This is a genomic window from Flavobacterium sp., assembly GCF_036759525.1.
Classification (GTDB): domain Bacteria; phylum Bacteroidota; class Bacteroidia; order Flavobacteriales; family Flavobacteriaceae; genus Flavobacterium.
The window spans coordinates 23,442-38,660 of record NZ_DAIOUN010000007.1; the positions used below are offsets into that span (position 1 = coordinate 23,442).

Annotated in this window: 13 protein-coding genes; 5 read left to right on the forward strand and 8 right to left on the reverse strand. The window is 35.6% G+C overall.

Features of this window, described 5'->3' with window-relative positions:
- The first annotated feature begins 39 nt into the window (after positions 1 to 39).
- Complete coding sequence (locus tag V7M80_RS06925) at positions 40 to 1,158, forward strand: PQQ-dependent sugar dehydrogenase (RefSeq protein ID WP_333694999.1); 1,119 nt, start codon at positions 40 to 42, stop codon at positions 1,156 to 1,158.
- Complete coding sequence (locus V7M80_RS06930) at positions 1,158 to 1,583, forward strand: c-type cytochrome (RefSeq protein WP_333695000.1); 426 nt, start codon at positions 1,158 to 1,160, stop codon at positions 1,581 to 1,583. The genes V7M80_RS06925 and V7M80_RS06930 overlap by 1 nt, the downstream gene beginning before the upstream one ends.
- A 3-nt stretch (positions 1,584 to 1,586) precedes the next feature.
- Here the strand turns inward: V7M80_RS06930 and V7M80_RS06935 are convergent, their stop codons facing one another.
- Positions 1,587 to 3,671 (reverse strand): TonB-dependent receptor family protein, encoded by a 2,085-nt coding sequence (locus V7M80_RS06935; RefSeq protein ID WP_333695001.1) that lies wholly within the window; start codon positions 3,669 to 3,671, stop codon positions 1,587 to 1,589.
- Between the two features lie 121 nt (positions 3,672 to 3,792).
- Between V7M80_RS06935 and V7M80_RS06940 the strand changes: the two genes are divergently transcribed.
- Positions 3,793 to 5,181 carry an MATE family efflux transporter gene (locus V7M80_RS06940; RefSeq protein ID WP_333695003.1) on the forward strand — a complete coding sequence of 463 codons (1,389 nt, stop codon included), beginning with the start codon at positions 3,793 to 3,795 and terminating at the stop codon, positions 5,179 to 5,181.
- Complete coding sequence (locus V7M80_RS06945) at positions 5,171 to 5,605, forward strand: hypothetical protein (RefSeq protein ID WP_333695005.1); 435 nt, start codon at positions 5,171 to 5,173, stop codon at positions 5,603 to 5,605. Before V7M80_RS06940 ends, V7M80_RS06945 begins: the two co-directional genes overlap by 11 nt.
- Positions 5,606 to 5,648: 43 nt before the next feature.
- Here the strand turns inward: V7M80_RS06945 and V7M80_RS06950 are convergent, their stop codons facing one another.
- From V7M80_RS06950 to pckA, 7 genes are all read right to left on the reverse strand, one after another.
- Entirely contained in the window at positions 5,649 to 6,659 is a 1,011-nt protein-coding gene (locus V7M80_RS06950) for a peptidylprolyl isomerase (RefSeq protein ID WP_333695007.1), read from the reverse strand.
- 5 nt (positions 6,660 to 6,664) lie between these two features.
- Complete coding sequence (locus tag V7M80_RS06955; protein WP_333695009.1) at positions 6,665 to 7,792, reverse strand: peptidylprolyl isomerase; 1,128 nt, start codon at positions 7,790 to 7,792, stop codon at positions 6,665 to 6,667.
- A 1-nt stretch (position 7,793) separates the two neighbouring features.
- The gene (gene gldI / locus V7M80_RS06960; RefSeq protein WP_333695011.1) at positions 7,794 to 8,363 is read right to left on the reverse strand and encodes a gliding motility-associated peptidyl-prolyl isomerase GldI; all 570 of its coding nucleotides are present in this window, start codon (positions 8,361 to 8,363) and stop codon (positions 7,794 to 7,796) included.
- Between the two features lie 2 nt (positions 8,364 to 8,365).
- Positions 8,366 to 9,376 (reverse strand): DHH family phosphoesterase, encoded by a 1,011-nt coding sequence (locus tag V7M80_RS06965; RefSeq protein ID WP_333695013.1) that lies wholly within the window; start codon positions 9,374 to 9,376, stop codon positions 8,366 to 8,368.
- Positions 9,377 to 9,503: 127 nt separating this feature from the next.
- Positions 9,504 to 10,556, reverse strand: a complete 1,053-nt coding sequence (locus tag V7M80_RS06970) for an endonuclease (protein ID WP_333695015.1) — start codon at positions 10,554 to 10,556, stop codon at positions 9,504 to 9,506.
- A gap of 5 nt (positions 10,557 to 10,561) precedes the next feature.
- Positions 10,562 to 11,776 carry an RsmB/NOP family class I SAM-dependent RNA methyltransferase gene (locus tag V7M80_RS06975; protein ID WP_333695017.1) on the reverse strand — a complete coding sequence of 405 codons (1,215 nt, stop codon included), beginning with the start codon at positions 11,774 to 11,776 and terminating at the stop codon, positions 10,562 to 10,564.
- Positions 11,777 to 11,899: 123 nt separating this feature from the next.
- On the reverse strand, positions 11,900 to 13,519 hold the full coding sequence (pckA, locus tag V7M80_RS06980) for a phosphoenolpyruvate carboxykinase (ATP) (RefSeq protein ID WP_333695019.1): 1,620 nt from the start codon (positions 13,517 to 13,519) through the stop codon (positions 11,900 to 11,902).
- 266 nt (positions 13,520 to 13,785) lie between these two features.
- Between pckA and lpdA the strand changes: the two genes are divergently transcribed.
- Positions 13,786 to 15,189, forward strand: coding sequence for a dihydrolipoyl dehydrogenase (gene lpdA, locus V7M80_RS06985; protein WP_333695020.1), 1,404 nt, complete (start codon positions 13,786 to 13,788; stop codon positions 15,187 to 15,189).
- Positions 15,190 to 15,219: the final 30 nt, after the last annotated feature.

Below are 15,219 nucleotides of genomic sequence, written 5' to 3' on the forward strand. Positions count from 1 at the left end.
TTTTAGATAATGAGTATCTTAGGGGCAAATTATTTGCACATGATACGTTATTCTGCTTTAGTATTGTTTTTTGTTTTAATCAGTTGTAAAGCTCAAGTAAAAGAGAAAGATATTACTTTACAACCCGAAAAAATAAGCTACACTTTTGAAACCGTAATATCCGGTATAGATATTCCTTGGGGAATGGCTTGGCTACCAGATGGGAGTATTTTGGTAACCGAAAAGAGCGGTATTTTGTATCAAGTTAAAAATCAGATTAAGACCCCAATTGCAAATGTTCCACAAGTAATAGCACGAGGTCAAGGTGGCTTATTGGATGTTGCTGTTCATCCCAACTATGAAAAAGTAGGTTGGATTTACTTGACTTTTTCATCAGATTCCGGGACAGAAAAAGGAGCACATACCCGATTGATACGAGCAAAAATTGAAAACCAAGCTTTAACAGATATTCAAGAGTTATACAAAGGAGTACCTAATACTACACGCGGACATCATTTTGGTTCCCGAATTGTTTTTGATAAGCAAGGTTTTTTATATTTTACTATTGGTGACAGAGGCAACCATCCGGAAAACCCGCAAGATGTAAATAGAGATGGAGGTAAAGTATACCGATTACATGATGATGGAAAGATTCCATCGGATAATCCTTTTGTTGGAATACCTGGTGCAAAGGAAGCTGTTTTTTCTTTTGGACATAGAAATCCGCAAGGAATGGCTCTACACCCAACTACAGGAAAAATTTGGACTCATGAGCATGGACCTAAAGGTGGTGATGAAATTAATATCATCAAGAAAGGAGCCAATTACGGGTGGCCCATAATTACCTATGGAATTGATTATGACGGCTCTGTAATTTCTAATTTGAAGGAAAAAGAAGGTATGGAACAACCTTTATATTATTGGTTACCTTCTATTGCTCCCAGTGGTATGGCCTTTGTAACAAGTGATTTGTATCCCAATTGGAAAGGACATTTATTGGTAGGCTCATTGAGTTTTCAATATTTAGAGCTTGTTCAATTAGACAATGAAACGGTTGTAGGAAGACAAAAAATAGCAACTGATATAGGTAGAGTAAGAGACGTTCGTCAAGGACCCGATGGCTATATCTATTTGAGTGTAGAAGGAAAAGGAATACTTAAAATTGTACCAAAATTGTAATGGGTAAATCTATTTTTACACTACTTTTCATGTTTTTATTGAACTTCAATTATAAAGCGAGTTCAGCTTATACCTTTTATGACCAAAACAAGGAGTGGCAACAAAGTAAGGCTAGAGGAAAAGAAATTTATACTGATTTTTGTATCCAATGTCATTTAGCAAACGGAAAAGGAACTCCGGGAGTTGTACCCCCTTTAGACAATTCAAATTGGTTGAAGGACAAAAGAAAAGAAAGTATACATGCTGTAAAATACGGTCAAAGTGGTCCGATTCTGGTAAATGGAGTTCGCTACAACGGTACCATGACTGCTATGGGTTTAACCGATGAAGAGGTTGCCGATGTTATGAATTATATTATGAATTCTTGGAGTAATAAACAAAAAACACCAGTAACCCCCGAGGAGGTAAGAAGTATAAAAAAGTAAGTTTTAAAAAGTATAAACCAACTGAACTCCTCCATAATAATTAAAAGGGGTGCCGGGATAAAAATACCTTGGGAGTTGGTTGCCAAAACCTACTGCATTAGGTAATAGGCTTGCGGCATATCTTTCATTTAATAAATTTTGAAATCCGGCATATAATTTTAAATTTAAAACTTCTAATACATTTACGGTATAATCTATTTTACTGTCTACTAGTCGGAACGATTGGGTTGATAAAGTATTGGCATCATTCAAAAACATCGAATCAGTATAACTATATGAGTTTGTAAATTTCAACCTACCCGGTAACGAAATATCCCATCCCAAGTTAAAATGGATTTCCGGAATTCCGGGTAATATTTTACCTGAATAGTCTACATCATTATCCAAAAAATTTACAAATTTGGCTTTTATCCAATGCCAAGATGTAAATGTATTTAGGGTAAGTTTTTCGGTTGAATAAATCCTATAGTTTAGCTGCATTTCCAACCCTATGTGTCTGGTTTTTCCAACATTCCTTCCTACATATTGATCTTCAGCGGTGCGTTGTGCTACCAATAAATTTTGAATATCTGTTTGATACAGGGCCATTTCAAAATACCCTTTTTGGTCTAAAAACTGACTTTTGAATCCCGCTTCATAGTTAATTCCAATTTCCGGAACTAAGGAAGCATTTAAGTTGCCTTCCGGAGTTAAAGTTTCGGCAACAGCCGGCATTGAAAACCCTTTGCTAATAGAAACATATAAACTTGCTTTATCTGTAAGCTTATAAGTTAGTCCCAATCGCGGTAAAAGTAAAGGTTCAAAACTGTATTTTTCAAAGGGTTCTTTTGGGGTATTAAAAGTATTTTGTTGTTTGTATTGGGTGTAGTTTAAAGCCAAACCGGTTTCCATCTGTAATTTTGGTACTATTTGTGCATCAAGTTGAAAAAAATAGTTTGCGTAGTTTCGGTTTTGTTGGGTACTATTAAATTTATCACCTTCAACACTTCCTATTTGCGGATTATTGAGATAAAGGTTTTCAAATAAAGAATTTCGGTACTTTTCTTTCATTAGTTCAGTTCCCAAACTCATTACAAAGGGTATGTTTAATAGTTTTTCAGAATATTTTATTTTACTTCGAATGCCATAGGAGAATAATACATCCTCCAAAATATCAAAGGGTCTGGCCTCATAACCCGATTTAATTGTTGTAAACAAGCTGTTGCTCCATTTCAACTTAGAATGGAGTAAGACTTCATGTGAAATACCTAATATTACTTTGTAGTAAGATTCGTATCCTTTGGCTGCTTTCCAGTTTGAAGCTGCAATTTCCGGATTGTTTTCAAAATCAACTGCATTCAATGAACTCGGTATAAATGCTTTCAAACGTGTAGCTATTCCCAGAAAACTAATTTTGTTTTTTTTACCCAAAGGAGTATCGCCTTTCAAATGAAAAGTTTGTCTCGAATAGGCACTGTTTTCCCGAAATCCGTCACTTTCCAATAGGGTGTAATTGGTGAATAAATTCCATGTATTGCTATTTAAATTTCCCGAGAGGGAATGTTTTTGCAATCCGAAACTTCCAAAAGTGCTATTCCATTTCCCGGCAGAAAGTTCTTTATTTCCTTCATGGCTGTATAAATGGATTACGCCACCCAATCCGGCACCAAAACTGGTTGTATTAGGACCTTTATTAATTTCTATTTTGGCTAATGAAGCAATCTCTATTTCTTCTAAAACCGATTCGCCTTCGGCTGTAGTTAATGGAATTTCATCAAAATAAATTTTAATTTTTGTAGTTCCAAATGGGGTTCGGGCTCCAATTCCCCGAATAGTAATCCGATTGGTATTCAGAGCTCCTTGTTGCATTTGAATTCCCGGAATTCTATTTAAAATTGGGGTTAGTATAACTCCATCTCCATTTTCGAGAGCTTGTGAATTTAAAATAGAAATTGACGAAGCCGACTTAAGAAGCGTGTTTGATGTAGGTGAAGCTGTAATAACAACTTCGGCAAGTGCCGTAGTGTCTTTGAAAACTTGTCCTCGTACCGATTGTTCAGTTCCGATTAGAAATAGTATAAAAACTAGAAGTGAAGTTTTCGTGTACAATGTTCAAAATTTAGGAATTAAAATTACATTTTTTTGAGGTTATTCGGGATTCATTTTTCATAATTTTTTAATAAGCGAATGTTTGCCAAATTGCGTACTTTTGCACTCGAAAATTGCTTGTATGAACCTCTCTATTTACACCAAAGAATTCGGTTACAATCTTAAATTGGCTTATCCAATTATCATAGGAATGCTAGGGCATACCGTGGTAGGAATTGTAGACAATGCCATGGTAGGACAAATTGGTCCTAAAGAATTGGCAGCGGTTTCTTTAGGAAATAGTTTTATATTCATTGCGATGTCATTGGGTATTGGTTTTTCTACAGCAATTACCCCAATAGTTGCCGAGGCCGATGGCGAAAATTCTATCGAGAAGGGGAGAAGTGCTTTCCATAATGGTTTGTTGTTGTGTACCGTATTAGGTGTGCTTTTATTTTTGCTCATTTTTTTAGCCAAACCTATTATAAGCTACATGGGACAATCGGAAGAAGTTGTCAATTTAGCCATTCCCTATTTGGACATCGTTTCTTTTTCATTGATTCCTTTAATCATGTTTCAGGCATACAAACAGTTTGCAGATGGTAAAAGTGAGACTAAATATTCCATGTGGGCCACTATTTTAGGAAATGTTGTAAATGTGGTAATCAATTATTTTTTGATTTTTGGGATTTGGATTTTTCCGGAAATGGGAATTGTAGGTGCTGCTATTGGAACCATAACTTCTCGAATTGTAATGCTCTTATTTATGCATTATGTTATGGTAAAGAAACCTAAATTTCATCCTTATTTTGAAAAATTCAGTTGGGATGAAATTTCAAAAAATACCCTAAAAAAAATAGTCAACCTAGGTACTCCATCAGCTTTGCAAATGTTTTTTGAAGTAGCTCTTTTTACGGGAGCCATTTGGTTGTGCGGAATGATAAGTGCTACGAGTCAAGCAGCCAATCAAATTGCTTTGAGTTTGGCTTCACTTACTTTTATGTTTGCTATGGGATTGAGTGTTACGGCTATGATTCGTATTGGCAATCAAAAAGGGCTTCAAGATTATAAGAAGTTAAGAATTGTAGCTTTGTCTATTTTTTTATTGGCTACTTTGCTTGAGGTTGTTTTTGCAGTTCTCTTTATAGTATTTCATAAAGTATTGCCTCTACCGTTTTTAGATATGGATCAAACCATTCATTTGGTTCAAAATCAAGAGGTGGTTTGGATTGCCTCTCAATTGTTGCTTGTAGCTGCCTTGTTTCAAATTTCTGATGGTTTACAAGTTGTAGTTCTTGGGGCACTTCGAGGACTACAAGATGTAAAAGTTCCAATGTATATTACTTTTATTGCATATTGGATTGTAGGTTTTCCCATTTCGATTTACTTGGGTTTGTATACCAATTTGAAAGCTATTGGGGTTTGGTTAGGACTTTTGGCCGGTCTCACTGCAGCGGCTTTATTTTTATTTTACAGATTTAACCGATTGACAAAAAAATTAATTATTGAAAATTATACAAATGGAAATTAAACCTCAATACGGATTTGATCAGCTTCTTTTTGGTATGAAGAAGCAAGATGTGGAACGCTTGTATGGAAAGCCCGATTTAATATTTGATGATGAAGATGATAATACAATTGTACTATATAATTCGTTAAAATGCCGATTGACTTTTTATGCCGATGAAGATTTTAAACTTGGCTATATTATTGTTTCTAACCCGGAGGCAACCCTTTGGGGGCAAAAAATTTTAGGTTCCCCTTTTTCAGATTGGAAATTTATTTTTGATAAAAAAGGACTTCAAAAATTTGAAACCGAACGATTAGACAGCGTAATTCATTATTTTAATGAAGATTATTGGTTACTTATTCAAGAAGAATTTGCTCAAATTTGTAAAGTCGAAATCGGGGCGATTGTTAAAGATATTGATACCTTTGATTGGAAATTTAAATAAAAAAAAACCCTCAAATTTTTGAGGGTATTTTTTTTGGTTTTATTTATTTAAAGTCAACTAATTCTGTTGTAAAGATTAAAGTAGCTTTGGCTGGAATTACAGGGGGTCTTCCGTTTTCGCCATAGGCCAACCAAAACGGGATAATGAGTTTTGCTTTAGCTCCTTTGTTCAGTAACGCAATACCTTCTTCCCATCCTGGAATTACCCTACCTACACCTAATTTGAAATCTATAGGCTGATTTCGGTCGTAAGAGCTATCAAATTTATCACCATTGGCTAACTCGCCTAAATAATGAACAGATACATCGTTTCCGGCTTTTACATTATCACCCGTTCCCGGTTTTTCAATTATATAGGCTAAACCTGAAGGTAGTATTTTGGCAGTTGGGAATGTTTTTTTTACATAATCTGTAAACTTTGTTTTTTCAGCTTGTAATGCTTCTTCTTTCTTTTTCTTTGCCGCAAGTTCCAATTCCAATCTACTGTTGAAAACTTTGGGAGCATCAAATTGTTTAGCTGCAGTTCCTACCCTAATGATAGTAATTTTATCCATAACGTCATTTTGAGAGATGGCATTAACAATGTCTTGACCGGAGATTACTCTACCAAAAACAGTGTGCTTTCCATCTAAGTGAGGTTGAGGTGCATGGGTAATAAAAAATTGAGAGCCATTTGTAGCTGGTCCGGCATTTGCCATAGATAATATTCCGGCTTTGTCGTGTTTTAAATCGGTTATTTCGTCCATAAAACGGTATCCCGGACCACCACTTCCGGTGCCTGTAGGATCTCCGCCTTGAATCATGAAATTTGAAATAACACGATGAAATTTTAAACCGTTGAAAAAAGGTTTTCCTTTAAATTCATCGGAAACAGAGGGATTGGTACCTTCTGCCAATGAGATAAAGTTTGCTACAGTGATTGGAGTTTTTTCATATTCTAATTTTAATAGAATTTTTCCTTTTAGAGTCGAAATTTCAGCATAGATTCCATTCTCTGTTTGAGCTTGTAAGCCAAAAGATAGTAGTAGAATCAAACTTAAATATACTTTTTTCATGGTTGTTATTTTTGTGTTGGTGTTTCTAATAATTCTAATTCAAAAATCAAATTGGTGTTTGGCGGAATTACATTTCCGGCACCGGCTTCTCCATATCCTAAATGTGAAGGTATAAATAATAAAGCTTTATCACCAATATTCATTTTTTCTAAACCTTCCAAAAATCCCGGTATTAATCCGGTTTTATTTCCATATTGAAACGGGAAAGGGCTATAACCTTGTGCATCTGCTCTACGTTGGTCAAATTTACCAAATGCTTTTGATACACTTTCATGGCTACTATCAAAAAGTTCGCCATTTTCAAAATATCCGGAGTAATTCACATAAATGGTTGATCCTGTTTCCGGTTTTTTAGATGTTCCTTTTTGGTATATAGTATACAACAATCCGCTTGAAGTTTTTTGAGCATTCTTTTTATAGGTTTCAAAAAATGCAATTTTTTCATCTAAAACATCTTTAAATTGAGCTAAAAATGCTTCTTTTTCGGCTTTTTCTTTGGCTTCTTGAATTTTTCGATTTTCAGATTCAATTTTAAGTCGGTCTCCAAATACTTTTACCGCATCAAATTTTTTGGCATTTTCTCCATTTCGTACGATAATTATTTTTTCAATTATATCATTTTGTACAATTGCATTTACCACATCTTGGCCTTCCTTTACTTTTCCAAATACAGTATGAAGTCCATCTAAATGTGGTGTTTCAACATGAGTGATAAAAAATTGAGAACCATTAGTGCCCGGTCCGGCATTGGCCATAGATAAAATTCCGGGTTCGGAATGTTTCAAATCAGTAATTTCATCCATAAAACTATACCCTGGATTTCCGGAACCATCTCCATTAGGATCCCCCCCCTGAATCATAAAATTCGGTATAACTCTATGAAATTTTAATCCATCGTAAAATGGAATTCCTTTTCGAGAGGCATCGGTTACAAAAGTATTTGTTCCTTCGGCCAATGTGATAAAGTTAGCAACAGTTATAGGTGTTTTTTCATATTCCAATGAAACAATGATTTCTCCTTTTGAAGTGGTAATTACACCAAAAATTCCGTCGCCTAAATGATCGTAATTGTTTCCGCAAGATTGACATAATAGTGCGATTAGGAAGAGTCCTAGTAAAGTTATTTTTCTCATTTTATTGTTTTTGTGTTTTTCTAAATTCTTCTTCTTTTACAAAATCGGTTAAAGTTACCGTACACGAAATTGGAATGTTTGGACCAATTCTGTTTTTGTCTCCCAAGTATCCGTAGGCTATATGCGAAGGAAACAAAAAAGTAACTTTTTCATTTTTTCGCATGAGTTTTATACCATCCCGTAACCCCATCATGATTTCTTGTTTGTCTACTAAATATTTTTGAGGTCTGAGTTCTAAGGCCGTATAAATTACATTTCCATACAAATCATTGATTTCATATTCATAAAATGCTACGTCGCCTCTTTTGGGTCTGAGTGTATCATTCTGATTTTGAATTTCATACGTATACCAATACCCTTTTTTTGAAGCCAAAAAGGTTTTGTCTGGGTTGTTTTGAATGATTGAATCTATAATCTTTTCTTCTGAGGCAATTAGTTTTTTATTACGAATAATAGATTCTTTCATAAAAGTTCCCGAACTTCTAGATACCGGTCTCCGGGGTTGTTCGTCTTGACAACTTCCTAAAAAAATCATAGAAAATAGTAGAACTAGTTTTAAATAAATTTTCATATTTATTTTAATTCAGGTTGTTCACGGATTATTTTTTCAAAATAAGCTACAGTTTCACTTAAAGATTGAGTTGATTTTCCACCCGCTGCATTTTTGTGTCCCCCACCATTGAAATAAGTTCTTGCGAGTTGGTTAACATCAAAATCTCCAATTGACCGTAATGATATTTTTATCAAGCCTTCTTCTTTATTTTCAATAAAAATTGCCGTAAAAATAATATCTTTTAGAGATAAACCATAATTCACTATGCCTTCTGTATCCCCTTTTTTATAATTAAAATTATCCAATTCTTCTTGTGATAGGGTAATGTATGAGGTTTTGTACTCGTAAAAGACCTTTAAGTTTTGCAATGCTTTGCCCAGCAATTGAAGGCTGCTGTAACTATTGGTGTTGAAAAGCTGGTTATGAATTGTGGTGTTTTCTATTCCTAATTCAAGCAAATGTGCTACAGTTTGATGGGTTTTACCGGTTGTTTTTGGAAATTTAAAAGATCCCGAATCGGTAACAATGCCAGTATAAATGCAAGTGGCTGAAGTTTTGTCCAAATTTTTTTCTATTCCTAATTGAAAACAAAAATCATACACCATTTCGCAAGTTGAACCATAATTTACATCGGAAAAAGCAATTTGAGCATATGAATCCGGTAATTCATGATGATCAATCATTACAAAGGGAGCTTTGAGATTTTGAAGCACCATTTCCATTTCGCCAGTGCGGTGTAAGGCATTAAAGTCTAAGGTGAAAAGGATTTCAGCATCATTTAAAATCCGTGTTGTATTTTCTCTATCTTTCTCAAAAATACGAACGGTTTCCGCTCCGGGTAGCCAAGCTAAAAAATCCGGAAATTCATTTGGGGCAATTACTGTTGTATAATGTCCCAATTTATTTAGAATATGGGCTAGTGCCAATGTTGACCCCATGGCATCTCCATCTGGATTACGATGTGGTATGATGACAACTTTTTGGGGTGTAGCCAATAATTTTTTAAGTTCTCCTATTTGATTTTCATTCATGGCTTCGAAATTACATATTTTTAGTCTACAATTTTAAGTTTCTTCACGATTTATGAGTAAGTAACATAATTTAGAATGTTGTATTTTAAATTAAAAAAACCTTCCGGTAAAAGAAGGTTTTTTAATTTTAATTTACAACCACTTTCTTTGTAACAGATTGTTGTTGTGATGTTATGGTCATGAAATAAAAACCGGTAGGAATATTTTCCAGAGTGTATGTTTTATTTGAAGGGGTAGGCTTCTGAATTACTTGAATTACTTGACCATTGATATTAACCAATTGTATCGTGTCAATTTGAGATTCGCTGTCAATATTTATTTTTTGATTCGAACTAGGGTTAGGGTAAACACTAAAATCATATACAAATGAGGTGTTAGTAGACAAGGTGCCCCATGTATCTTGAGCCGCAACTCCACCCCAAATTTTTGTGGCTAGGTAAGGATTGTCAATAAACGGATTTCTATTGCCTTGACCCCAATTGTTATTAATATTTCCTAAATAGGTATTTCGGTTTATTTCAATTTGTGAAACCGGATCTTCTGCATTCCAAGTTAAAAATAAAGTAATCATATCGTCTCCTGCACCTGCATTTGGACCATCACCCATATTTGAAGGTAAACATTGATTGCCATATCGCAAATACATATACATAATGATTCGGGCTACATCTCCTTTCCATTCATCACCCGGATACCAATGAATACCCACATTTCCTGAATTTCCAGAGCCTGCTGCAAATTTTCGGTTACCTCTGGAATTATTTCTTTGTACATCACATGAACGAAGCATGTGGGCATCTGCACCCGGGCCAGATTGACCTAAATCAGGAGTACCTACAGATTGAGCATAAACGTGTTCTCTGTTCCACTGTCCGTTGTTTCCGCCGTTATTATCTTTGTCTCTGGCTCTATCATTTGTAACATCACTGTCAGATCCATTTTCCCACCCATATATAAGTAAAACTTGATTTGAATTTGTAGGATTTAAGTCGGTTATACGTAATGCACTCCAAACTTCACTGTAAGAGAGTTGATAGTTATGAGTGTCAGAGATTAATTGGGCCAATTGATTTTTTAAGGCTTGTCCGTTTAAATTAAAATTGATATTGTTGTAATAAGCTTGTTGCGAAAAAGAAATTGCAGCAACAAATAGTAAAAAGAATGAATATATTTTTTTCATAGTAATTATAATTTTCGTTCCAATAAGGCCATATAAAACCCATCAAAACCTGATTCTGAGGCTAAAATTTTGTGATCTTTTACAAAAGTAAAGTTTTTTCCGTTTTCCGTGGTTAAAAAACGTTTTACTTGTTCCTGATTTTCAGAAGGTAAAACCGAACAAGTGGCATAAACTAACTTTCCGCCGGGCTTTACAATTCTGGAATAATTTTCTAAAACTTCGGCTTGTACTTTACGAATATTGTCAATAAATTCGGGTTGCAATTTCCATTTGCTATCCGGATTTCTTTTCAAAACACCCAATCCGCTACAAGGAGCATCAATTAAAACTCTGTCTGCTTTGTCGTATAATTTTTTGATGACTTTTGTCGAATCAATAATTCTGTATTCGATATTGAAAGCTCCATTTCGTTTGGCACGAAGTTTTAATTGTTTTAATTTACTTTCGTATAAATCCATGGCAATTAGCTGACCTTTGTTTTGCATCAAAGAAGCCATATGCAAGGTTTTTCCTCCGGCTCCGGCACATGTATCAACCACTCTCATACCGGGTTGCACATCTAGAAAGGCAGCAACCAGCTGAGAACTGGCATCTTGAACTTCAAATAAACCTTCTTTAAAGGCATCGGTTAAGAAAACATTGGCTCTTTCTTTCAATACTAAAGCATCGGGTTGGTCTTTTAAAAAATCCGTAGCAATGTCTAAATCCATTAGAATGGCACGTAATTTTTCTTTTGTAGTTTTTAAGGTATTTACACGAAGAATTACTTGAGCTTGCTGATTTTGAGCCGCAATTTCTTTGGTCCAAAGTTCTTCGCCCAATTCTTTTACACCCAACTCGTCCATCCAATCCGGAATCGATTCACGGTATTTTCTGATTTTTGATAATTCATCAAAACGCCCTTTGATTTTGCGTTGTGGGGTTCCTTCCAATTGTCTCCAATCCGGGATTGGATATCCTCTTAGCACAGCCCAAACGGCAAACATTCGCCATAAATCATCGCGATCATACGGTTCTCTTACTTCGGCAATTTCAGCGTATAAACGTTTCCATCTCACAATTTCGTAGATGGTTTCTGCAACAAACTTTCTGTCGGAACTTCCCCAACGTTTGTCCTTTTTTAAAGCTCTTGCTACCACTTTATCGGCATATTCGCCTTCGTTGAATATGGCATGCAACGAATCAATGGTAGTGTAAACTAAATTTCTATGTAATCTCATTTCAATAAAATAGCCCGCAAAGGTACTACATATTCTGAGTCAAGAGAATATTTATCGTTAAAAAAATCAAATCCTGACAGAAAAACTATCAGGATTTGAAAAAGTTACGTTTGTTAAATTAAGTTAGGCTAAAACCGTTTCTAGTGTTGGTCCGGCATACACCAATTTTTTACCTTCTTCCGTATTGGTGTATTGCTCAAAGTTTTTAATGTATCGAGCGGCTAAATCTTTGGCTTTTGCTTCCCATTCTTCTTCTGTTTTATACGTATCTCTTGGGTCTAAAATGCCTTTATCAACATTTGGCAATTCAACCGGAATAGTTAAATTTAAAAACGGAATATGTTTGGTTTCCATTTGATCAATTTCACCACTGATGATGGCATCGATTATGGCACGCGTGTTTTTCAATGAAATTCGTTTTCCGGTTCCGTTCCATCCTGTGTTTACTAAATAGGCTTTGGCTCCGTGTTCTTTCATTTTTCCAATTAAGGTTTTAGAATACATGGTTGGGTGTAAGGTTAAAAATGCTTCACCAAAGGCAGGAGAGAAGGAAGGTTGTGGCTCGGTAATTCCTCGTTCGGTTCCGGCTAGTTTGGATGTATAACCACACAAGAAATGGTATTGTGCTTGGTCGTCATCTAATATGGAAACCGGAGGCAACACGCCAAATGCATCGGCTGATAAGTAAATAATTTTCTTCGCGTGACCGGCTTTGGAAGGAAGAACGATTTTGTTGATGTGATAAATGGGATAAGAAACTCTTGAATTTTCGGTGATAGAATGATCGTAATAATCCACTTCGCCATATTCATTTACCACCACATTTTCTAGCAAAGCATCACGTTTGATGGCTCTCCAAATATCGGGTTCGTTTTCTTCACTTAAATCGATAACTTTGGCATAACATCCCCCTTCATAATTAAAAACGCCATTAGTATCCCAGCCATGTTCATCATCACCAATTAGATAACGTTTTGGGTCGGCAGATAAGGTAGTTTTTCCTGTTCCTGATAATCCAAAGAATAAAGTAACATCGCCTTCTTCACCCACATTGGCAGAGCAGTGCATGGAAGCCATCCCTTTAAGTGGAAGATAATAATTCATCATGGCAAACATTCCTTTTTTCATTTCGCCACCATACCAAGTTCCACCAATAATTTGAATTTTTTCTGTTAAGTTGAACACCACAAAATTCTCAGAATTTAAACCGTGTGCTGCCCAATTTGGATTGGTGGTTTTAGAACCATTCATCACAATAAAATCGGGTTTACCAAAATTTTCTAGTTCATAAATAGAAGGTCTAATGAACATATTGGTCACAAAATGAGCTTGCCAAGCTACTTCCATTACAAAACGCACTTTCAAACGGGTGTCTGGATTGGTTCCGCAAAAAGCATCGACCACATATAATTTTTTGGAAGTAGAAAGCTGTTTTAAAACCAATGATTTTAATTCACTGTACACTTCTTGTGAGGTTGGAAAGTTTACTTTGTCATCCCAATAAATGGTATCTTTTGTGATTTCATCTTTTACAATATATCGGTCTTTGGGAGAACGTCCTGTGAAAATTCCGGTTTTAACGGCCACTGCTCCTGTATCGGTTAAAGCTCCTTTTTCAAATCCTTTTCGCATGTGAGAGGTTTCGGCTTGAAACAATTCTTCATAAGAAGGATTGTACACTACTTCATGATATCCGGTAATGCCTAAATCGTGAAGCTCCTGAATGACTTTAATGTTTTTCATACTATTGATTGTTAAGGTTGTGATTTCTATTTTACTTGTATCAAATTTCCGATTTAAGTACCAAAATAAACCTGATAAATATCATTTTTAGAAGAAATCTACGAAAACGTTTTCATTGTTATGTGTTGATTATCAATTGTTTATTTTGTGTTTTGGGTAACTATAGTAAATTAGCTAAAGTTTCACAATTCAATCTATAGAAGTCCCAAAAAACATTCGTAATTTTGCAATCGTTTAACTGATTTTCAACTACTAAATAAAACTATATGAGTCAATTTGATGTGGCCATTATTGGTTCGGGACCCGGTGGATATGTTGCCGCCATCCGTTGTGCACAATTAGGATTTAAAACGGCTATTATCGAAAAATATTCGGTTTTGGGCGGAACTTGTCTAAATGTAGGCTGTATTCCTTCTAAAGCGTTACTTTCTTCTTCTCATCATTATCACGATGCAGTAGCTCATTTTGAAGAGCACGGTATTGAGGTGGGTAAGGTAAAAGTAAATCTGGAGAAAATGATTGCCCGCAAACAAGCGGTTGTAGATCAAACTACAGGTGGAATTAAGTTTTTGATGGATAAAAATAAAATTACCGTTTTTGAAGGAGTTGGTTCCTTTGAAGATGCTACCCACGTTAAAATAACCAAAAATGATGGTTCTTCTGAAACGATTGAAGCCAAATATTCCATTATTGCAACGGGTTCTAAACCGTCGAATCTACCATTTATTACCTTAGATAAAGAACGTGTAATCACTTCTACGGAAGCCTTGAAATTAAAAGAAGTTCCGAAACATTTAGTCATCATTGGTGGTGGTGTAATAGGAATTGAATTGGGTCAAGTGTATCTTCGTCTAGGAGCAGAAGTATCTGTGGTGGAATTTATGGACAGAATTATTCCGGGAATGGATGCATCATTATCCAAAGAATTGACCAAAGTGTTGAAAAAACAAGGTATGAAATTCTATACTTCTCATAAAGTTAAATCAGTAACCAGAAAAGGTAAAGCTGTTACAGTGGAAGCCGAAACGCCAAAAGGAGAAATCTTATCTTTAGAAGGTGATTATTGCCTGGTTTCTGTGGGAAGAAGACCTTATACCGATGGATTGAATGCCGAAAAAGCCGGTGTAAAAGTTACCGATAGAGGTCAGATTGAAGTGAACGATCATTTGCAAACATCAGCCTCAAACATTTATGCCATTGGCGATGTGGTTCGTGGAGCTATGTTAGCTCACAAAGCAGAAGAAGAAGGCGTGATGGTTGCCGAAATTTTAGCCGGACAAAAACCGCATATCGATTACAATTTGATTCCGGGTGTGGTTTATACTTGGCCTGAGGTTGCAGCTGTTGGAAAAACAGAAGAGCAATTAAAAGAAGAGGGCGTAACTTTCAAATCTGGGAGTTTTCCATTCAAAGCCTTAGGAAGAGCTAGAGCCGGTGGCGATACGGACGGATTTGTGAAAATCTTAGCCGATGCCAAAACCGATGAAGTTTTAGGGGTTCACATGATTGGACCGCGTTGTGCCGATTTAATTGCCGAAGCAGTTACCGCTATGGAATTTAGAGCCAGTGCCGAAGATATTTCTAGAATGAGTCATGCTCATCCCACTTTTGCAGAAGCAATCAAAGAAGCAGCTTTAGCGGCTACGGATAATAGAGCTTTGCATGTGTAAGGAATTGAAATTAATTATAGAAAAACCCCG